Source organism: Achromobacter colocynthidis (assembly GCF_057334535.1).
In genome coordinates this window covers 46,861-64,916 of record NZ_JBHFIZ010000038.1, presented here as the reverse complement: position 1 = coordinate 64,916, position 18,056 = coordinate 46,861, and the positions used below count along the sequence as shown (strand labels likewise).

The following is an 18,056-nucleotide window of genomic DNA, read 5'->3' as shown; positions in this document are numbered from 1 at the left end:
GGGGCCGGCGCCGGCCGGCGCCACGGACACGGACCGCGCGCCTAGCGCCTGCGCGGCGTCATGCAAGGAGGACTCGCGCGCGGCGCTCAATACGAAGCGGCCGTCTTCGTCAGGGCCCGCCACGACGGACACGGCGTATTGGGACAAGGTGTTGCGCAGTTGCTTGGCGGTGACGCCGTCGGGCAAATCCACCACCAGGCGCGGGCAAGCGCCGCCGCCCCGGGTCAGCGTGCCACCCGACAGTGGCACACCGTCGGACATGGTCCCCGGCACTGCGCTTGATGCCGCACCCGATCCTGCGCCTGGCACCTTGCCGTCTTGCGGCGCTTGCAGTACGACGACGACCGACAGCGCGATAGCCAGCGCCCAGCCCAAGGGCATGAGCGGGCTGGCGGGCGTGGGCCACAACCATTGCCACAAGCGCGCGCGGGTGGTTTTGATCTCTGGCTTCGGCGCGGACGCTATCCGTGCCTGCTCGGCCAGCGCGCGCAAAAAGCCGGTGTCGCGCTCGGCCTGGCCGATGTCGTTGTGCGCCATCTGGCGCGCTTGCGCCAGCGTGCGCCAGTCGTCGACCTCGGCCTGTAGCGCGGGGTCGCGCGCCAGGTCGGCCTCGAACGCGCGGCGCGCGTCGTCGTCGAGCTCGCCCGACAAGTAGGACAGTATGCGGTCTTCAGACATGATCAGTCCATTCCTTTGCGCGTGCAGTCCGTCACAAGCTTGCGCGCCGCGTGCAGGCGGCTCTTGACGGTGGGCACGTGCAGGTCTTGCTGCTTGGCGATCTGTTCCATTGGCACTTCGTCCAGATACAGGAACATCGTGGCGCGCAAGGTATCGCTTAGTTTGTTGAGGCAGTCGCGCATGCGCTGCACGACCGACAGGTGCTCGTAGGCATGCGCCGGGTCGGCAAACGGCGAGGGGTCGCCAACGTCTTCGGCGTCGTCAAAGACGTTGTCGTCCGCATCGCCGTCAGCGTTCGGTCCGCTCCAGCGCACTTCGTGCCGCGTGCGCCGATGCATCTGAATCAGCTCGTGCAATGAACCCCGGTACAGGTAGCCGCCCAGCTTGCTGACCGCCAATTCATGCGCCGCCCAACCGCCCGGCGGCTGGCCGTGCTGAAAGCCTTCGTCCTTGAACGTGCGGGTTTGCAGGAACTTCATCAGCGCGTTGTTGAACGCGTCCACCACGCCTTCCGGCGAGGTATTGAAGAACTTCTTGCGCAGCTTCAGCGTGATGTGCTGTTCGGCCTTGTTGCGGAACTCCAGCGCGTAGCGCGGGTCGGCATGCATGATGCGCAACAGCGCGTCGACGTTGGTGATGACGTAGCGCTTGGGTTCGAGCGTGTTCATGGTTCAGCTTGTTGTTGGCGAACTGGACGCGCGTGACGTCAGCCCATCGGCGCGGGACGCCGCCGCCCTGCAAGGCGAGGGCAGCGGCACCTTAGCCGTGCAAGCCAGGAAAATCAAGCGCGGCGGCGCAGCACGGCGATGCCGCGAATGGTGAAGCCCGCCACAATCGCCAACGACAGATAGAAGCCGAAACCAAAGCTCAGGCTGCTCCACAGCGTCGAGGCCATGTCGCCCGCCATGTTGCGGCTGGCGCGCGAATTACCCATGAAACCCGCGAATTGCCGCGTGGCCTCCATCAGTTCGCGTACTTGCGAGACCACACCGGCCAGCGCAATGCCCCACAAGACCAGCGGCAGGAAGTAGCCCAGGCGGGCGGCGCGCTGCGGCATCAGCGACGGCAGCAAGGGGCCCACCACGGCCAGCAGCCACAGCAGCGCGTAGATGCCCGCGCCCGACGCTTCGCCCGCCATCGCGCCCTGCGCGCTACCGCCGTTTTGCAGGCGCAAGAGGTCATAGAAGCTCAGGCTGGCGTTGGACCCCATCATGCGCACGGTGATCACCGAGAACACGGTCGTGGCCAGCAGGAACAGCAATGCGCCCACCGCGTCGCCACGGTTGACGCGGGCGGCGGCGGGGGCCGCCATGGCTACCAAACGGCCGCCAAGGGTCTTGGCCTGGGTCAGGGCGTCGCGCAGCGCTTTCTCTTGCATGGTCTTTCCTTGTGGGTGGCGGCAAATGTGTGCCTGTACCCATCGCTATGCGCGGCGCGCGGAAAGGTTCGATTTATTTTTCTTGAAGTTCGTCGAACATATTTTTCGAACCTTTCCGCGCCGGGTGCGTAGCAGAGGGCAAGGGCGCGGTTTTCGCGCCGCCATACCCCCTTTGCCACACCCCACGGAGAGTCCCCTCATGTCCAACCCCACCCCGCTGACCGCCCTGTACCAGAACGTGGTCCAGGAAGAACTGGGCCTGGTCGCCCGCATTGACGAAGACGGGGACGTGCTGTTTCGCCACCCGGACCTGGGCACCATGTTCTTCAGCCTGAGCGAGTCGGACCCGGAGTTCTTGCGCCTGGTGTACCCGAGCTTCGTGGACGCTGGGGAACTGGGCCTGAGCCGTGTGCAACTGCTGGAAGTCATCAACGGGGTCAACCACCGCTGCAAGGCGGTCAAGCTCAGCTTGCAGCAAGACCGCGACGGCAAGCCCGGGCGCGTGACGGCATCGCTCGAGAGCTTTGTGGCCGCCGCCGATACGCTGCCGGCCGAAGCCTTGCTGCGCGCCATCATGGCGCGTTGCGTGTCGGTTATCCGCCATAGCGCGGGCGAACTGGTCAAGGACGCGCTGGAAAGCAAGCAAGGCGGCGTCAGCGCAAGCTGATTAAAAAATGCGGGCGCTGCTGCGTTCGCGGAATTGAAACAAGCCTGGCCTCGCCTTGTAACTTTGAGATACATTGCGGGGCCGTTCCCGACACCACGATGATTTCGATGCACCCGTTCTTGTTCCGTTCGTTGACCCTGCGCCTGGCGGCCGCGCTGCTGTTGCTGGGAGGCTTGAGCGCTTGCGCGGTCAAGACCAATTCCCGTGGCGGCTACGTCTATAGCGTCGATACCGCGGCCTTGTTCGGCACCGAGATCGGCCAGTTCCCCTTGCAAGACGGGGGCTTGGGCACGTTGCGGCGCGAAGGCAAGAACTTCTCGGTCAAGCTCTCGGGCAACCAGCGCGTGGTGCCCTTGAACAATGTGGAATCGGCCCGGGTTGCGCGCACCGAGAACGTGGGCCCGCGCACGGTGGTGGTCATCGAGACGCAAACCCGCCGTTGTGACTACCGCTACACGGTGCTGGCCATCGAGGGTTCGGACGTGCTGTCCTGGGACCTGGGCAATTGCCGCGACCGCCCGGCCGTGTTGGTGCAGGACGACCGCAGCGCGATGACGCTGGATTTTCCCAAAGGCAGCGCGATTGAGCGCTTTGTCTACACGCAGGACGGCCGCATGCGTCGTGGCGACGTGAAGTCGGTGGCCGGTATGAATCCGCGCGCCAAACCCTTCGCCGACGAATCGCTGTACCCCTCGGGCTACATGGAGTCGATACGCCAGTACGGCGTGTATCCGCCACCGGCCGCGCCGACCGCCAAGGGCAAGCCGGGCAAATCGGGCAAGTCCGGTCGGCCCAATAAATCCCCCGCGCCGATGCCGGCAACCCCGGCCACCGCGCCATCCCAGAGCGCGGGTCGCGTCGTGCCCGCGCCGCCTGCCCCCGTGTCGGCCGGCAACGCGACGGCGGCCAGCGCCAGCGTGTCGTCGCCGCGCGCCGGCGCCTCGCGCACGCCCGCCCAGCTGGACCTGCCCGACGAGGAAATCACCTCGACCCGAATCGACCTGAGAGATTGACGTGCGGCAAGCCCAGATTCGCCAGATTCTTATCCTGATCGCGCTGACGGTCGTCTACCTGAGCTTTGAACTTGGTTTCAACGCGCGCCTGCTTGACGTGGTGGGCAGCCGCGCCACGCCGCACGACATCGAAGAGCTGGAGTTCTTCGGCCGCAGCCTGTCAGGCATTGCCGCCGCGCTGGTGGTGTTGCAAGTGCTGTGGACGCGGCGCTTGCGTACCGGCAAGCCTTCGTTTCTGAAGATCGCCGTCGCCTGCGCCGTGACTGCGTTCGTGGTGTTCGGCGCCATCAAGACCTTGGTGAATGTGTTGGTGGATACGCGCGACGGCGACTTCCGCCGCATCGCCACCAATGCCGGCTTGCTACAACGCTCGCTGGTGCAGGGCGATCTGCATCTGGACGGCCTGGTGGACGACGCGGTCTATGCGCGCCCCGAGGGCAAGGCGTTCCTGGCGGTGTTCCAGGTGCTGCTGTCCAACATCGATAACCTGGACGAGAAGGTCGAACCCAAGAAGCGTCAGGTCATCCGCGCCGACCTGCAGCGCCAGATGAAGACGTTTACGTTCGATGGCCGCGACGTGCGCATGACGGCACCGGGCATACGCGGCTATCACCAGGTCTACACCACGGTGATGCAGTCCGTGGCCGACCGCTGGAAGAAATACGCCGGTGTGCCGGTGGCGTCAGATATCGGCCTGGCGCGCGAGCAGGACCGCGCCTGGAGTGATTACCGCAAGAATCTGTCGCGACGCGGTTGGACCCCGGAAACCGTGCCCGCGCGCTACGAGAGCCGCGTGGTGCGCGACGTGCGCAAGCGCGTGCCGGTGCCGGCCGACTGGCAGCCGTATGACCGTGCGACCTTCAATGAGGCGGTTGCGCAGCAGTATTGGAAGACTCTGCGCAGCCGTACCGTACATGTTGAAGGCGATGCGATTCCGCCCGGCCTGTCGTATGAAGATTTTGTGGCCCGCCCCGGTGTGCAGAAGCTGTTGCGCCAGGCGCTGTTGGTGCCGGCCAACATGAACGTGGCGGCCAACTACACCGATGCCGCCAGCTTCAAGCGGCTGTACGACGGCATGCTGGACCACGCGGTGGACGAGGCCATGCCGCGCTTTTCCGCGCAAACCGCGGACTTTCAACGCGGTGGACAGCATCAGCAGTTGGGCCAGGACGCGGCCCGCGCGGCCATCGTGCCGCCGGTGGCGCTGCTGTGCTCGCTGCTGGGCGCGGTGGGCCACTTCGCCAAGCTCCTGTACCTGATCGCCAAGCTGGTCGTCTGGTTGCGCACGCCTGCTGGCCAGGAACCGGGCCGCACCGCGCCGCGCGCGGCGGGCGCGGCCTTGGTGTTGACGCTGGTCTGCGTGTGGACGGCGTTTTCCTTCATGCAGAACGGCGTCACGCAAAGCGAGCTGTTCCAGCAGATGTCGCGAGCGGAGTCCGGGCGCGACGATGAATCCCTTGGCCAGGCGCTGCGCCGCCGCGTGCTGGCCAATGTGGCGCACGTGGTGGTGGTGGGCCAGGCCTATACCTACCCGTTCAACGAAGCCGTGCGCACGCGCGTCTTGGGCGGCATCAAATACGGGTACCACGGCGATGCAAGCTAGGCGCTTGATGGTCGCGGCGCTGGCCGCGATATTGCCCTGGGCCGACGCCGGCGCCGCTTGCCTGGGCATGCAGGTGCACGCGCATCGCGGCGCGCCCACGCTGCCCGAGAATTCGCTGGCGTCTATCCGCGCCGCGTATGCGGGCGGCTGGGACGGCGTGGAAATCGACATGCAGCGCCTGAAAGACGGCCGCTGGGTCCTGCATCACGACCTGCTGACGGGCAGGACGGTAAGCGGCGTCGGCCGCCGCGCCGTGCTGCAACTGAGCAGCGCGGACTGGCGCGGCGCCAAGCTGACGGGGCAGGGCGGCGGGCAGCCGCCACCGTTTCTGGACGACGCTCTGCAAGTCGCGGCCGCGCAGCCGGCCAAGACGTTCAACGCCGAACTCAAGGTCGTCTATCGCGACTGCGCGCCGGTGGGCAAGCTGGTCGCCAACCTGCAGCAGGCGCTGCCGCATGGCAACTGGATGATCACGTCGGCGTTTCCCGAAGCGCTGCGCTGCGTGCGTGGCACGGACCCGCAGGGCTATCTGGGCTTGATCGTGTTCGACCCCCGCCATGCGGAATCCGTCAGCGCGAATCCGCTGGGCAAGTACGTGTCGCAGCGTGCCACGGCGCCCAAGCTGACCCGACCCTGGCTGGCCAACCTGGCCGCCACGGTCGGCGCGCCTGTGGGCGTGCATGTGGACGCCATGACGCTTGCCGCCAACCCGCAACTGCTGCGCGACGCGGCGGCGCAATCGGTGCGCGTCTTTGTGTACGCGGTGGGCGGCGATGCGGCCTTGGCGCAGCAACTGCGCGCGACCCGGCAGCGCGAAGGCTATCTGCCGTCGGGCGTCATCATCGACGGCGAGGCGCAGGCGTTCTGCAAGGCGATGGGCGGCTAAGCGGCGACGTTCCTTATCCGGGTTTCTCCCTATTTGCATACGTATGCAAGCCTTCGAAAGTGGCCTCACTTTGTTGAACCACTCACGATTGCAGGGCCAGAAAACCATGATTCGCTATCTGAAGCGCGGCCGTACCGCCGCCGTAAAAACCGACGATGACGCCAAGGTACGCGCCACCGTCGAAGCCATCATCCGCGACATCGAGACACGCGGCGATGACGCCGTGCGCGACTACAGCCGCAAGTTCGACAACTGGGACCCGGCGGACTTTCGCCTGTCGCGCGCGGAAATCGAAGCGGCCCGCAAGCAATTGTCGGCGCGTGAGATCGAGGACATTGCGTTCGCCCAATCCCAGGTGCGCAACTTTGCCCAGATCCAGCGCGATTCGATGCGTGACGTGGAAGTGGAAACGTATCCCGGCGTGGTGCTGGGCCACAAGCACGTGCCGATGAACGCCGTGGGCTGCTACATCCCCGGCGGGAAATACCCGCTGTTGGCTTCGGCGCACATGAGCGTGCTGACCGCCAAGGTGGCGGGGGTGAAGCGCATTGTGTCGACCGCGCCGCCGTATCAAGGCAAGCCGCATCCGGCCATCGTGACCGCCATGGACATGGCCGGTGCCGACGAGATCCTGGTGCTGGGCGGCGTGCAGGCCGTGGTCGCCATGGCGGTGGGTACGCCCAGCGTGGCGCCCGTGGACATGCTGGTCGGGCCGGGCAATATGTTCGTGGCCGAAGCCAAGCGCCAACTGTACGGGCGCGTGGGTATCGACCTGTTCGCCGGCCCCCCCGAAACGTTGGTGATCGCGGACGACAGCGTGGACGGCGAATTGTGCGCGGTGGACCTGCTGGGCCAAGCCGAACACGGCCCCACCTCACCCGCCGTGCTGCTGACCAACAGTGAACAACTGGCGCAGGACACCCTGGCCGAAGTCGAACGCCAACTGGCCATCCTGCCCACCGCCGGCATCGCGTCCAAGGCCTGGGCGGATTGCGGCGAAGTCATCGTCTGCGACACGATCGAGGAAATGCTGCAAGTGGCCGATGAGCTGGCTTTCGAGCACGTACAGGTCATGACCCGCGACCCCGACTACTTCCTGCACAACATGACCAACTACGGCGCGTTGTTCCTGGGGCCGCGCACCAACGTCAGCTTCGGCGACAAGGTGATCGGCACCAACCACACGCTGCCGACCAACCGCAACGCGCGCTACACGGGCGGCTTGTGGGTGGGCAAGTTCTTGAAGACCTGCACCTATCAGCGCGTGCTGACCGACGCGGCCAGCGCGACGATGGGCGAGTACTGCTCGCGCCTGTGCCATATGGAGAACTTCGCGGGCCACGGCGAACAGGCCAACATCCGCGTGCGCCGCTATGGCGACCGGCCCGACCTGCCCTGGTATCAGCCGGTTGAGGCGCAGGCATGATTGCGCTGCCCAAAGGACCCGACTTCCGTCTGGACGGACGCCGTGCCCTGGTGACGGGCGGCAGCGGCGGCATCGGCCTGGCCGCCGCCGCCGCGCTGGGGCGCGCGGGTGCACACGTGACGGTGGCGGCGCGCCGCGAACCTGAATTGCTGCAAGTCTGTGAGGCCTTGCGCGCCGAAGGCATCGACTGCGCCGCGCTAGTGCTGGACGTGACGGACTCTGCCGCTGTGGATGCCGCGGTCGCGCAAGCCGCCCCCTTCGACATCCTGGTGAACAACGCCGGCATGAATCGCCCTAAGCCCTTGGTGGAGCAGTCCGACGAGGACATCGACGCGGTACTGGACCTGAACGTCAAGGCGGCGTTCTACACCAGCCGCGCGGCGGCGCGCCGCCTGCTAAAGGAAGGTCTGCCGGGGTCGATCATCAACGTGTCGTCGCAGATGGGGCATGTGGGCAGCCCCCGGCGCACCTTGTACTGCGCCAGCAAGCACGCGCTGGAAGGCATGACGCGCGCGCTGGCCTGGGAAGTGGGGGGCGCGGGCATCCGCGTCAATACCGTGTGCCCGACCTTCATCGAAACCCCCATGACCGCCGGCATGCTGGAGCAGCCCGGCTTTCGCGATTGGGTCTGCGCGCGCAACGCGCTGGGCCGCGTCGGGCGGCTGGAAGAAGTGATGGGCGCCATCGTGTTCCTGGCCAGCGACGCGTCCAGCCTGATGACGGGCAGCGCGCTGATGCTGGATGCGGGATGGACAGCCGCATGAAGGCCGCGCCGCGCGCACAAGACGTGGCGGACCTGGCGGACGTGTCCCAGTCCGCCGTCAGCCGCACGTTCACGCCGGGTGCCAGCGTGTCGGAAGCGACACGTCGCAAGGTGCTGGCGGCGGCGCAGAAGCTGGGCTACCGGCCCAACGCGTTGGCCCGCAGCCTGATCACGCGGCGCAGCCGCATCGTGGCGCTGGTGATGAGCTATCTGGAAAACCAGTTCTATCCGCTGGTCATCGAGAAGCTGTCGCAGAAGCTACAGAAAGAGGGCTATCACGTGCTGATGTTCATCGCGGAAGTCGATGAAGCGGCCGACGGCGTGCTGGCGGAAATTCTGCAATACCAGGTGGACGGCATCGTCATGGCATCCGCCATGCTGTCCTCGAACGTGGCGCGCAGTTGCGCCGAGGTCGGCGTGCCGGTGGTGCAATTCAACCGCGTGTCCATCCTGGGCGGGCTGGCGCGGCACGCCAGCAGTTCGGTCACGTCCGACAACTACGCGGGCGGCCAGATGGCGGCGCGCTTGTTGGTGGAACGCGGCTACCGGCGCTTTGCCTATCTGGCGGGCCTGGAAGATTCATCGACCAGCATCGAACGCGAACGCGGCTTTGTGGACGGCCTGCATGAACTGGGCCACGCGCTGCATCGCCGCGAGGTGGGCCATTACGACTTTGATCGCGCGCAAGAAGCGGTGCGCAGGCTGTTTGCCGACCCTGGACCCACCGCGCCCGACGCGCTTCTTGCCGGCAACGACCACATGGCGATCGCGGCCTTGGACGTGCTGCGCCAGGAACTGGGCCTGTCCGTGCCGCAAGACGTGGCCGTGGTGGGCTTTGACGATGTGCCGCAGGCGGCATGGGGCGCGTACCGCTTGACGACGATACGCCAGCAGGTCGAACCCATGGTGGACGCCACGGTGGCCCTGCTGCGCGAACAGATGCACGCCGAACTGCAACCGCGCGACATCGTCGTGCCATGCAGCCTGATTGAACGCGCCACCGTGCGGGCAGGACCCTGATTTCTTTTTTGACCGGCAACAACACAAAGCGCACACAGAACGCGCTCAACACACTCAGCAGGAGACACACCCATGCGCAGCATTTTCATCCGTACCATGAGCGCCGTCGCGGCGTTCGGCCTGACCGCCACCCTGGCTCACGCCCAAGGCGACGCCGCCGCCTGGCCCACCAAGAACATCCGATACATCGTGCCGTTCTCGCCCGGCGGCGTGTCTGACGGCGTGGCGCGCCTGATGGCCGAGCAGTTGAGCGCCCGGCTGGGGCAATCGGTGATCGTTGAGAACAAGCCGGGCGTATCCGGCATCGTGGGCACGCAGTTGGCGGCGCGCGCCGAACCCGATGGCTACACGATCGAAGGCGGCACCATCACCACGCACGCGGTCAACCCGTTCTTCATCAAGAAGCTGGGCTACGACCCGGTCAAGGACTTCACGCCGATTGCCTTGGTGGGCATGGTCAGCAATGCGCTGGTGGTGCGTGCCGACAGCCCCTTCAACACGGTGCAGCAGGTGATCGATGCGGCGCGCGCCAAGCCGGACACGCTGACCTACGGCACGGCGGGCGCGGGCACCTCGCAACATCTGTCGGGCCAATTGTTCCAGTCCATCTCGGGCACGCAGTTGCGCCAGATCGTCTACAAGGGCGGCTCGCAATCCATGGTGGATTTGATTGGCGGGCAGATCGACATGGTCTTCGAAACCGTTGCCGCCGCGCGTCCGATGATCGACTCCAAGCGCGTCAAGGTGTTGGGCGTGACGTCCGCCGCGCCGCTGGCCGATCTGCCGGGCGTGAAGCCTTTGGCCGAGCTGGGCTTGCCCGGGTTTGAAATGCAGTCCTGGCAAGGCATCTTCGCGCCCGCCGGCACGCCCGCGCCCGTGGTGGACCGACTGGCGCGCGAATTGGCGGGCATCGTGAAGACGCCCGAGGTGCGTGCCAAGCTGCTGACGCTGGGCGTGGCGCCGGATGGGCGCGGCTCGGCGGCGTTCTCGCAATTTCAGCGCAGCGAAATCGATAAATGGGGCAAAGTCATCAAGGACGCCGGTATCCAGGCAGACTGATCGCCTTTCCCAGCCATCGCAGGAGACTTCCATGACCCATTCCCACCATCCCCTGGACGGCCGCCTGCCGGACATGCTGCGCAGCGGCAAGCCCTTGCGCGGCTTGTTCAACGGGCTGCCCAGCCCGGCCATCGTGGAGATGTGCGCATACGCCGGTTTCGATTTCATCATTCTGGATAACGAGCACGGCAGCGCCGATCTCGGCACCACCGAACACATGCTGCGCGCCGCCCGCGCGGCGGGCATCGTGCCGGTGGTGCGCTGCTTTGAACACGACCTGCCGCGCGTGCTGGACATGGGGGCCAGCGCGGTGCAGGTGCCCATGGTGGAAAGCGCCGAGCAGGCGCGGCGGCTGGCGGCCATGGTGCATTACCCGCCCCTGGGTCGCCGTGGCAGCGCCTTCAGCACGCGCGCGGCGGGCTATGGCGCGTTCGGTGGGGCGGGGCACACGCAACACAGCAATGACGGCATCGGCTTTATCGCCATGATCGAAACCCCCGAAGCCATTGCCGTGGCGGCGGAGATCGCGGCGGTGGAGGGCGTGGATGCCGTCTTCATCGGCCCGAACGACCTGGCCCACGCCATGGGCCACGGCAGCGACTGGACGGCGGCGCCCGTGCAGCAGGCCATCGAGCAGGGCTTGAAGGCCATCGCATCGGCCGGGAAATGCCCCGGCATCATTGCGCTGACACCGGCCGACGAAGAGAAGTACGGCGCCTTGGGCGCCCGCTATTTCGCCAACGTGTCCACCAGCATCATCACGCGGGCGCTGGCGCAGGCGGCCTCGGCCGGACGGGACGCGCAACTGCGCTATTGAAGGTGGCGCGGGGCGGGGGGTGGAAAACAAGGGCCGAAAAATGCAGGGCGGAAATTGCGCATAAACTTGGCGGCTTTATCGCCCTCCGACCCTGCAAGGAAGCCCACATGCCCGCACGCGCGATTTCGTTTCTGTCCTGCATGTTATTGATCGGGGCGGCCCACGCCGGCTCGGCCCCGGCCGAATTGTCGTGCCTGTCGGACAGCGGCAAGGTGGGCTTGAAGGGCGTCATCCCGTCGCCGTCCTCCGAAGACCTGGACCTGACGCTGAGCTACTTCGACGCGCAGCTCAGCTTCAACGACAGCACAAGCGACGGCAGCTTCGTGGTCTCGGATTTTCCGCAATCGGTGTTCCTGCTGCGCGTGCCATCCCCCGGCACCGCGCTGACGCTGTACGCGCTGCCCGCGACCATGGCGGTGGAAAAGACGAGCGACAGCGGCGACCGCTCGGGTACCTTCCAGGCCAAATTGACCGCGCCCCGGCCACGCTCGGCCACGGGCGTGCAGACGGCAACGCCGTTGACCGCCACGCTGAATTGCGAGTACCGGTATTCGCTGTAAGGGCTCAATCCGAAGGGAGGCAAGGCAGGTGCAGCGCCACGACTTCGGTGTCGCCTTGCACCAGGCTGGGGTAGCGGCTTCGAACCAGCGGGTCGTGTCCCGGCACGATGTGGTCCGGCGACTCGGCGTGGCGTAGCAAGGTCTCGTACCCAGCCAGCATGTCGGCCACGTTCAGCACGATGGGAAACGGCGCATCCAGGCCCATGTTGTCGTAGTAGTGGCTGGCATCCGAGGCCAGCACGATCCAGCCGCGCGCCGTATGCACCCGCACCGCTTGCAGCCCCTGCGTGTGGCCGCCGATGTGCAGCAGTTGCAGGCCCGGCGCAATCTCGTCGTGGCCGTTGTAGAAGTCCACCCGCTTGTCGTAAACGCCCCGCACCACATCAAGCACGTCTTCCACCGCATAGGCGTGGCGCAGCATGTCGAAGCGCATGTTGCAGCCGCAGGCGTAGTGCAGCTCGCTTTCCTGCAAGTGCAGGCGGGCATGCGGTAATTTGCGGAGGTTGCCGGCGTGGTCGTAGTGCAGGTGCGTGACGATGACGTCCTGAATGTCGTCGGGCGCCAGCCCCAGTGTTTTCAAGGCATCGATCGGGCAGCGCAGGAAGTCGCGGCCGCGTGCGTCGGCGGCGGCGTGGTTGAAGCCGGTGTCGACCAGCCAGACGCGCTGGTCGCGGCGGATGACCCAGACGAAATAATCCATCGGCATCGGGCCGTCGTGGGGATCGGGCGGCGTGATGAAGTTCTGCGCGCGTCGGCGGGCAACGGTGGCATAGCGCAGGGCATAGACTTCGTATTCCGGCAACGTCATGCGATTCCCCGGGTGGTTCGGATGTGGTCGAGTTCGGGCTTCAGGTAGTGCATCAGGCGCTGCGGGCTTTCCACCATGGGGAAGTGGCCCAGGTCCGGCATGGCGGTAAAGCGCGCCCCGGGTATCCGCGCGGCAACGCGGCGCGAATCCTCCGGGCTGGCCGAATAGTCGTAGGCACCCGTCAGTAGCGACACCCCGAACGCGCGCGTGTCCAGGCCGTCCAGGTGCTGGGACGCGTCGAAGTCTTCGCTGTAGAACCAGAGGTCGTTGGCGTAGACGTTGTAGCCGCCTTGCGCATAGATCCAGGCCGCCTCGCGGCGCGCCTGCAAGGTGGCGGCGGGGCCCATCAGCCCGCGCACATAGGCCGGGTTGTGCGCTGCCTGATTCACCTGGGGATGGCACAGCATGGGTGTGCGGCGCCCAACGGCCTTGTCCGGCGCTTCCAGTGCCACCACGCCCGCCACGTCCGCCGGGCTGCGGGCGGCGATCACTAAAGCCATCGCCGCGCCCATCGAGCAGCCAAGCAGCACGACGGGCGCGCCCGCCAGTTGGCGGATCACGGCCAGGCAGGTGTGCAGATAGGCGTCGCGGGTCAAGCCGGTATCGGTCCAGGCGCGGCCGGGCAGGGGCATGCTGCGGCCGTGGCCGGGCATGTCGAAGGCGATCATTCGCCATTGGGCGCGAAGCTCGGCGTCGGCCATCAGCGCGTGGTATTGGCGGGAATCGGCGCCGGCGGTGTGCAGCATCAAGAGCGGCGGGCCGTCCGTCAGGCCGCTGGTTTCGACGTAGAGGGAAGTGTGGGTGTCGCCCAGATCCAGCGTGGCGTAGTGGCCGGTGATGCTGCCGCGGTCCAGCAGGTCGGAGGGCGCGGCGTCGTCCTGCTGCCCGCGCAGGATTTCAAATAACCGTTCCAGGGGATGCAGCGCCTGCGCAATGGCCAGCGCATCGCCTTTGACGCGCAAGCCCGGCACCAAGCGGTGCGCGGCGGTGAAGGAGTGGTAGCCGGGGGGAGGGGTGGGGGTCATCAGCTTGTGCCAGGTGTCCGGCAAGGCGCTGATGACGATGCACTGCGAGGGGGCGGCGGGCTGGCCGGCCCAGGCGCAAATCCGGTCTTCCGGATCAGCGCCTACTTGCAGCCAGATGGCGCAGGGCAGGGCCCTGGCTGCGCTGATGAATTCGCTATCCTGCTGCGCCAGGGCCGTTACGGCCCTCAGTTCCTGGACGGTCGCCTTCACGGGTTGATGCCTCCTCTTGTTGGCGCCGGAGCACGTCGAGCGCGGTGCGTTCCGCGTTCACGATATGGCTCTGTGCGGCCGCTTGGGCGCCTTGTGGGTCCCGAGCACGGATGCGCTCGTAGATGTCGTCGATTTCGGCCATGCTTTCCGGCAGCCGGTCGGGGCGCGCGAACGAGGTGGCGCGCAGCAGGTTGATGCGTGACAGCAGCCCCGGCAGCATGTCCTTGATCAGGTCGTTGTCACAGCCCGACAGCAGCACGTCGTAGAAATCGCGCTTGGCGGCCAGCAGCGCCGACTTGTTGCTGCCCTTGGCCTGGCGGTGCAGCGCATCGACGGCCTTGCGCAGCCGCTCGACGTCGGCATCGCTGGCCAGGCGCGCGAATTCATGCGCGGCAAAGCCTTCCAGCAGCGCGCGCAGGGCATACAGGTCGTGCGCCGCTTTTTCAGTGATGCGCACCACCGTGGGGCCACGATGGGGCTCGATGGAAATCAGCCGTTCGGCCTCCAGGGTGCGCAGGGCTTCGCGCAGCGTGCTGCGGCTGATGCTCAGTTGCTCACAGAGCTCCACTTCGCGCAGGCGTTCACCGCCTTTGATATGGCCATCCATGATGGCGCCGCGCAGATATTCCTCGACGCGGGTGCGCAGGGTGGTGGGCTTCTCGAAAATCGCACCGGTGGGGGTGGGCATGGCTGTCTCTCGCTTAGCGTGGCGGCGGGGGCAAGGCGTCATCCAGGCTTTTGGCCAGGGCGCCGCGCACCGCCGATTCAACGTAAAGACGCAATATATCCCGCCGGCGGGTCATAGCCTTAACCTCATAGCCTTAACCTCATCGCTTGAGCCCCATCGCCTTGGCCCCATCGCTACAGCCCCAGGTACGCTTCGCGCACGCGGCTGTCTTCCATCAGCGCGTGGCTGGGCCCGGACAGCACCATGGCGCCGGATTGCAGCACGTAGGCGTGTTCAGCCACCGACAGCGCCAGCCGCGTGTTCTGCTCCACCAGCAAAATGGTCAGCCCGCTGCGGTGGATGTCGATCATGGCCTGGTGCATTTCCTCGACCACTTTTGGCGCCAGACCGTGGCTGGGTTCGTCCAGCAGCAGCAACCGGGGCTTGAGCATCAGTGCGCGGCCGAACGCCACCATCTGCTGCTCGCCGCCCGACAAGGTTCCGGCGGCCTGCCGACGGCGCTCCAACAGGCGGGGAAACAAGGCATAGACCTCGTCGCAGCCGCGCTTGAGCGCCGCGCCGTCCCGGCGGCGGGTGTAGCCGCCCAGGTAGAGGTTTTCTTCCACGGTCATCTCGGGGAAAACATGGCGGCCTTCCGGCACATGGGCGATGCCCAGTTCGGGTATGCGGTGCGGCGGCAGGCGCAGGATGTCCTGCCCGTCGAAGACGATGCTGCCGCTGACTTTGTCCAGCAAGCCCGATACGCAGCGCAGCAGCGTGCTCTTGCCCGCGGTGTTGGCGCCCACGACCGCGATGAAGCCGCCTTCCGGCACCTCCAGCGACACGTCGTGCAAGACCGGGCTGCGGTCGTAGGAGGCGGTCAGCCCCCGAATTTGCAACAGGCTCATGCGCCGGCCTCCATGTGTTCCATCGACTTGCCCAGGTACACCTCGATGACCGTGGGGTTCGCCGCGATCTCGGCCGGGCTGCCCTCGGCGATCTTCTGGCCGAACGACAGCACCAGGATGCGGTTGCATAGCCGCATGATGGCGCGCATGTGGTGTTCCACCACGATGAAGGTGATGCCGGATTCATCGCGCAGCGTGCGGATCAGGTCCAGCATCGTGTCCATCTCGGCTTCGTTCAGCGCCGCCATCACCTCGTCCAGCAGAAAGACCCGGGGGTCGGTGCACAGCGCGCGCGCCAGTTCCACCCGCGCCTGTTCGGGAAACGACAGTTCGCCGGCGGGCTTGGCCGCAATGGCGGACAGACCCACGCGGTCCAGGCTGTCGCGCGCCACCTGGCGGGCACGCGGCACGTCGTGGCGCAGCAAGCCGCCCACCAGCACGTTGTCCAGCACCGTCATCTCGGGAAACAGCGCGACGTTCTGGAAGGTCTTCGTCATGCCCAATGCGGCGATCTGGTGGGGGCGCAGGCCGTTGACGTCGCGGCCTTCCAGTTCGATGCGCCCGCCCTGGCTGGCGTACAAACCCATCAGCAGGTTGAACAGCGTGGTCTTGCCCGCGCCGTTGGGGCCGATCAGGCCCAGGATGTCGCCGCGCGCCACGCTGAACGACACGTCGTCCACGGCCGTCCGGCCGCCGAAGCGGCGCTGGATGTTCGAGACTTTCAGGATGTCAGGCATGCTGGCCCCGCTTCAGGTTGCGCAGCCGCGCCCACAGCGCCGACAGGCCGCGCGGCTCGATCAGGATGATGGCAATCAGGATCAGGCCGAACGCCAACTGCGACACGCCGGCCGTGTGGCCCGACAGCCAATCGTTGAACACCTCTTCCAAGGGAATGATGACCAGCGCGCCGATCAGCGGCCCCGCCACCGTGCCCACGCCGCCGATGATGCAGATGAGCGCCACGCGCACCGACACGCCTACCAGCGAGAACACCGTGTCCGGGTCGAAGAAGTAGATGAACTGCGCGTACAGCGTGCCGCAGGCGCCCATCAGCGCAGCCGACACCACGGCGGCCAGGATGCGGGTTTTCGCGGTGTTCACGCCGATGACCTCCGCCGCTTGCGGGTTGGCCTTCACGGCGCGCAAGCGGTAGCCCAGCCGCGAACGGCTGATCAGCGCAAAGACCACGGACGTGATGATGGCGGCCCCCAGCATCAGGTAGTAGTACGGAATGCTGGACTTGAACTGCATCTGCGCCCAGCCTTCGGCAAACGGAATGGACAGGCCCACCGGCCCGCCCGTGACCGAGGCCCAGGTGTTGGCGATGGCGCGCAGCACTTCGCCAAAGGCCAAGGTAGCCAGCGCGAAGTAGTGCCCGCGCAGCCGCATGGTGGGCAGGCTGAGCAGCGCGCCCGCCATCGCCGCCACCGCCATCGCGGCCACGATGCCCAGCCAGGGTGAAATGCCGTAGCGCATCAGCAACAGCGTGGACGTATACGCACCCAGGCCGAAGAAGGCCGCATGGCCCAACGAGATCTGATTGGCCAACCCGCCCACGATATTCCAGGACTGGCCCATGGCCGCGAACAGCAGCACCAGCGTCACGACGCGCATGGCGTAGCCCTGGTCTTCCATCAACCAGGGCGCCGCCAGCGCCACCGCCAGCAGCAGCGCCCAGGGCAAGATTTGTCGATTCATGCGCATCATGCTGCCCTTTTCAAAAGACCTTCCGGGCGCACGGCCAGGACCAGAATGAAGATGGCGAACAGCACCAGGTTTTGCAGTTGCATGGGCAGCACCAGCGACGACAGCGACTGGATCACGCCCACCGCCACGCCACCCACCACCGCGCCCATCACGCTGCCCAGGCCGCCCAACACCACCGCCGTGAACATCAGCACGCTGAATTGCGCGCCCACGGTGGTGGATGCCGTGAGATACGGCAGGATGATGCCGCCGCCCAGGGCCGTCAGCCCCCCGCCCAGGCCGAAGGCCAACTGATGCACGCGGTGGGTGGAGATGCCCGACAGCCGGGCGGCCATCGGGTCTTGCGCGGTGGCTCGCACGGCCATGCCCCACCAGGTTTTCTTCAACACCCACCACAGCGTCAGCCCGGCCACGGACGCCACCACGAAGGCCAGCAGATACGGCGCGCTGAACAGAATGGGGCCCACGGCCAGCGCGGTCATCTGGTAGGGCGTCTGCACCGAGCGGAACTCCGATCCGAACAGGATCAGCGCCAGGTTTTCCATGACGATCAGCAAGCCCACCGTCAGGAAAATCTGCGCCACGGCCGGCGCCTTCATCACCCGGTTGATCAGGAACTTTTGCGTCAGCACGCCCAGCACGAAGGCTACGGCGAATGACAGCAGCGACCCCACCAACGGGTCCAGCCCAAGCAGCTTCCAGGCGAAGTACGCCACGAACATGCCCACCATCAGGAACTCTGCCTGGGCGAAGTTGACGATGGACACCACCCCGAAGACGAGCGTCAGCCCGATCGAGATCACCGCGTAAACGCCGCCCAGCAAAATGCCGTCCACCAGCGCCTGCAAGAATTGCATGACC

General features: G+C 66.4%; 20 protein-coding genes. 10 read left to right on the top strand and 10 right to left on the bottom strand.

The features are described 5' to 3' along the window. The 3 genes from ACE04A_RS24490 to ACE04A_RS24480 form a co-directional block, all read right to left on the bottom strand. Nucleotides 1–678, bottom strand: a 678-nt coding sequence (locus ACE04A_RS24490) for an anti-sigma factor (protein ID WP_485820615.1), incomplete at its 3' end; no start/stop codon positions are given. 2 nt (nt 679–680) lie between these two features. Then, entirely contained in the window at nt 681–1,346 is a 666-nt protein-coding gene (locus ACE04A_RS24485; protein ID WP_448718379.1) for an RNA polymerase sigma factor, read from the bottom strand. Nucleotides 1,347–1,459: 113 nt separating this feature from the next. Then, on the bottom strand, nt 1,460–2,056 hold the full coding sequence (locus ACE04A_RS24480; protein ID WP_259250875.1) for a hypothetical protein: 597 nt from the start codon (nt 2,054–2,056) through the stop codon (nt 1,460–1,462). Nucleotides 2,057–2,255: 199 nt separating this feature from the next. Here ACE04A_RS24480 and ACE04A_RS24475 point away from each other — a divergent pair, with 199 nt between their 5' ends. The 10 genes from ACE04A_RS24475 (at nt 2,256) to ACE04A_RS24430 (ending at nt 11,870) form a co-directional block, all read left to right on the top strand. Next, entirely contained in the window at nt 2,256–2,723 is a 468-nt protein-coding gene (locus ACE04A_RS24475) for a hypothetical protein (RefSeq protein WP_448718380.1), read from the top strand. A gap of 98 nt (nt 2,724–2,821) precedes the next feature. Continuing rightward, nucleotides 2,822–3,736: a hypothetical protein gene (locus tag ACE04A_RS24470; protein WP_448718381.1), complete on the top strand. Its 915-nt coding sequence runs from the start codon at nt 2,822–2,824 to the stop codon at nt 3,734–3,736. A 1-nt stretch (nt 3,737) separates the two neighbouring features. Beyond that, on the top strand, nt 3,738–5,339 hold the full coding sequence (locus ACE04A_RS24465; RefSeq protein WP_448718382.1) for a hypothetical protein: 1,602 nt from the start codon (nt 3,738–3,740) through the stop codon (nt 5,337–5,339). Further along, nucleotides 5,329–6,225, top strand: a complete 897-nt coding sequence (locus ACE04A_RS24460) for a glycerophosphodiester phosphodiesterase (protein ID WP_448718383.1) — start codon at nt 5,329–5,331, stop codon at nt 6,223–6,225. Before ACE04A_RS24465 ends, ACE04A_RS24460 begins: the two co-directional genes overlap by 11 nt. A 106-nt stretch (nt 6,226–6,331) precedes the next feature. Further along, the gene (gene hisD, locus ACE04A_RS24455) at nt 6,332–7,651 is read left to right on the top strand and encodes a histidinol dehydrogenase (RefSeq protein ID WP_485820614.1); all 1,320 of its coding nucleotides are present in this window, start codon (nt 6,332–6,334) and stop codon (nt 7,649–7,651) included. Further along, nucleotides 7,648–8,415, top strand: coding sequence for an SDR family NAD(P)-dependent oxidoreductase (locus tag ACE04A_RS24450; protein WP_448718385.1), 768 nt, complete (start codon nt 7,648–7,650; stop codon nt 8,413–8,415). Before hisD ends, ACE04A_RS24450 begins: the two co-directional genes overlap by 4 nt. Continuing rightward, nucleotides 8,412–9,434, top strand: a complete 1,023-nt coding sequence (locus ACE04A_RS24445; RefSeq protein WP_404976411.1) for a LacI family DNA-binding transcriptional regulator — start codon at nt 8,412–8,414, stop codon at nt 9,432–9,434. The genes ACE04A_RS24450 and ACE04A_RS24445 overlap by 4 nt, the downstream gene beginning before the upstream one ends. 72 nt (nt 9,435–9,506) lie before the next feature. Then, on the top strand, nt 9,507–10,493 hold the full coding sequence (locus ACE04A_RS24440; protein WP_448718386.1) for a Bug family tripartite tricarboxylate transporter substrate binding protein: 987 nt from the start codon (nt 9,507–9,509) through the stop codon (nt 10,491–10,493). Between the two features lie 31 nt (nt 10,494–10,524). Beyond that, a complete protein-coding gene (locus ACE04A_RS24435; protein WP_391438889.1) occupies nt 10,525–11,310 on the top strand; it encodes an HpcH/HpaI aldolase family protein in 786 nt (261 codons plus the stop codon). Between the two features lie 107 nt (nt 11,311–11,417). Then, a complete protein-coding gene (locus ACE04A_RS24430; protein WP_438857959.1) occupies nt 11,418–11,870 on the top strand; it encodes a hypothetical protein in 453 nt (150 codons plus the stop codon). A 4-nt stretch (nt 11,871–11,874) separates the two neighbouring features. Here the strand turns inward: ACE04A_RS24430 and ACE04A_RS24425 are convergent, their stop codons facing one another. The 7 genes from ACE04A_RS24425 to ACE04A_RS24395 form a co-directional block, all read right to left on the bottom strand. Continuing rightward, the gene (locus tag ACE04A_RS24425) at nt 11,875–12,678 is read right to left on the bottom strand and encodes an N-acyl homoserine lactonase family protein (protein WP_438857960.1); all 804 of its coding nucleotides are present in this window, start codon (nt 12,676–12,678) and stop codon (nt 11,875–11,877) included. After that, nucleotides 12,675–13,913: an alpha/beta fold hydrolase gene (locus tag ACE04A_RS24420; protein WP_448718389.1), complete on the bottom strand. Its 1,239-nt coding sequence runs from the start codon at nt 13,911–13,913 to the stop codon at nt 12,675–12,677. Before ACE04A_RS24420 ends, ACE04A_RS24425 begins: the two co-directional genes overlap by 4 nt. After that, nucleotides 13,858–14,601 carry a GntR family transcriptional regulator gene (locus ACE04A_RS24415; protein ID WP_438857962.1) on the bottom strand — a complete coding sequence of 248 codons (744 nt, stop codon included), beginning with the start codon at nt 14,599–14,601 and terminating at the stop codon, nt 13,858–13,860. The genes ACE04A_RS24420 and ACE04A_RS24415 overlap by 56 nt, the downstream gene beginning before the upstream one ends. A gap of 173 nt (nt 14,602–14,774) precedes the next feature. Next, nucleotides 14,775–15,488, bottom strand: a complete 714-nt coding sequence (locus tag ACE04A_RS24410; RefSeq protein ID WP_391438880.1) for an ABC transporter ATP-binding protein — start codon at nt 15,486–15,488, stop codon at nt 14,775–14,777. Beyond that, nucleotides 15,485–16,225 (bottom strand): ABC transporter ATP-binding protein, encoded by a 741-nt coding sequence (locus ACE04A_RS24405; RefSeq protein ID WP_485820613.1) that lies wholly within the window; start codon nt 16,223–16,225, stop codon nt 15,485–15,487. The genes ACE04A_RS24410 and ACE04A_RS24405 overlap by 4 nt, the downstream gene beginning before the upstream one ends. Beyond that, on the bottom strand, nt 16,218–17,186 hold the full coding sequence (locus tag ACE04A_RS24400) for a branched-chain amino acid ABC transporter permease (protein ID WP_448718392.1): 969 nt from the start codon (nt 17,184–17,186) through the stop codon (nt 16,218–16,220). The genes ACE04A_RS24405 and ACE04A_RS24400 overlap by 8 nt, the downstream gene beginning before the upstream one ends. Before the next feature lie 5 nt (nt 17,187–17,191). Beyond that, nucleotides 17,192–18,052, bottom strand: a complete 861-nt coding sequence (locus ACE04A_RS24395; RefSeq protein ID WP_485820612.1) for a branched-chain amino acid ABC transporter permease — start codon at nt 18,050–18,052, stop codon at nt 17,192–17,194. Between the last annotated feature and the right edge of the window lie 4 nt (nt 18,053–18,056).

Coding starts and splice junctions, on each gene's coding strand:
- ACE04A_RS24475 (WP_448718380.1), top strand. CDS start 2,256: ATGTCCAACCCCACCCCGCTGACCGCCCTGTACCAGAACGTGGTCCAG.
- ACE04A_RS24440 (WP_448718386.1), top strand. CDS start 9,507: ATGCGCAGCATTTTCATCCGTACCATGAGCGCCGTCGCGGCGTTCGGC.
- ACE04A_RS24445 (WP_404976411.1), top strand. CDS start 8,412: ATGAAGGCCGCGCCGCGCGCACAAGACGTGGCGGACCTGGCGGACGTG.
- ACE04A_RS24485 (WP_448718379.1), bottom strand. CDS start 1,346: ATGAACACGCTCGAACCCAAGCGCTACGTCATCACCAACGTCGACGCG.
- ACE04A_RS24395 (WP_485820612.1), bottom strand. CDS start 18,052: ATGCAATTCTTGCAGGCGCTGGTGGACGGCATTTTGCTGGGCGGCGTT.
- ACE04A_RS24415 (WP_438857962.1), bottom strand. CDS start 14,601: ATGCCCACCCCCACCGGTGCGATTTTCGAGAAGCCCACCACCCTGCGC.
- ACE04A_RS24400 (WP_448718392.1), bottom strand. CDS start 17,186: ATGAATCGACAAATCTTGCCCTGGGCGCTGCTGCTGGCGGTGGCGCTG.
- ACE04A_RS24405 (WP_485820613.1), bottom strand. CDS start 16,225: ATGCCTGACATCCTGAAAGTCTCGAACATCCAGCGCCGCTTCGGCGGC.
- ACE04A_RS24435 (WP_391438889.1), top strand. CDS start 10,525: ATGACCCATTCCCACCATCCCCTGGACGGCCGCCTGCCGGACATGCTG.
- ACE04A_RS24425 (WP_438857960.1), bottom strand. CDS start 12,678: ATGACGTTGCCGGAATACGAAGTCTATGCCCTGCGCTATGCCACCGTT.
- ACE04A_RS24410 (WP_391438880.1), bottom strand. CDS start 15,488: ATGAGCCTGTTGCAAATTCGGGGGCTGACCGCCTCCTACGACCGCAGC.
- ACE04A_RS24480 (WP_259250875.1), bottom strand. CDS start 2,056: ATGCAAGAGAAAGCGCTGCGCGACGCCCTGACCCAGGCCAAGACCCTT.
- ACE04A_RS24450 (WP_448718385.1), top strand. CDS start 7,648: ATGATTGCGCTGCCCAAAGGACCCGACTTCCGTCTGGACGGACGCCGT.
- ACE04A_RS24430 (WP_438857959.1), top strand. CDS start 11,418: ATGCCCGCACGCGCGATTTCGTTTCTGTCCTGCATGTTATTGATCGGG.
- ACE04A_RS24460 (WP_448718383.1), top strand. CDS start 5,329: ATGCAAGCTAGGCGCTTGATGGTCGCGGCGCTGGCCGCGATATTGCCC.
- hisD (WP_485820614.1), top strand. CDS start 6,332: ATGATTCGCTATCTGAAGCGCGGCCGTACCGCCGCCGTAAAAACCGAC.
- ACE04A_RS24470 (WP_448718381.1), top strand. CDS start 2,822: ATGATTTCGATGCACCCGTTCTTGTTCCGTTCGTTGACCCTGCGCCTG.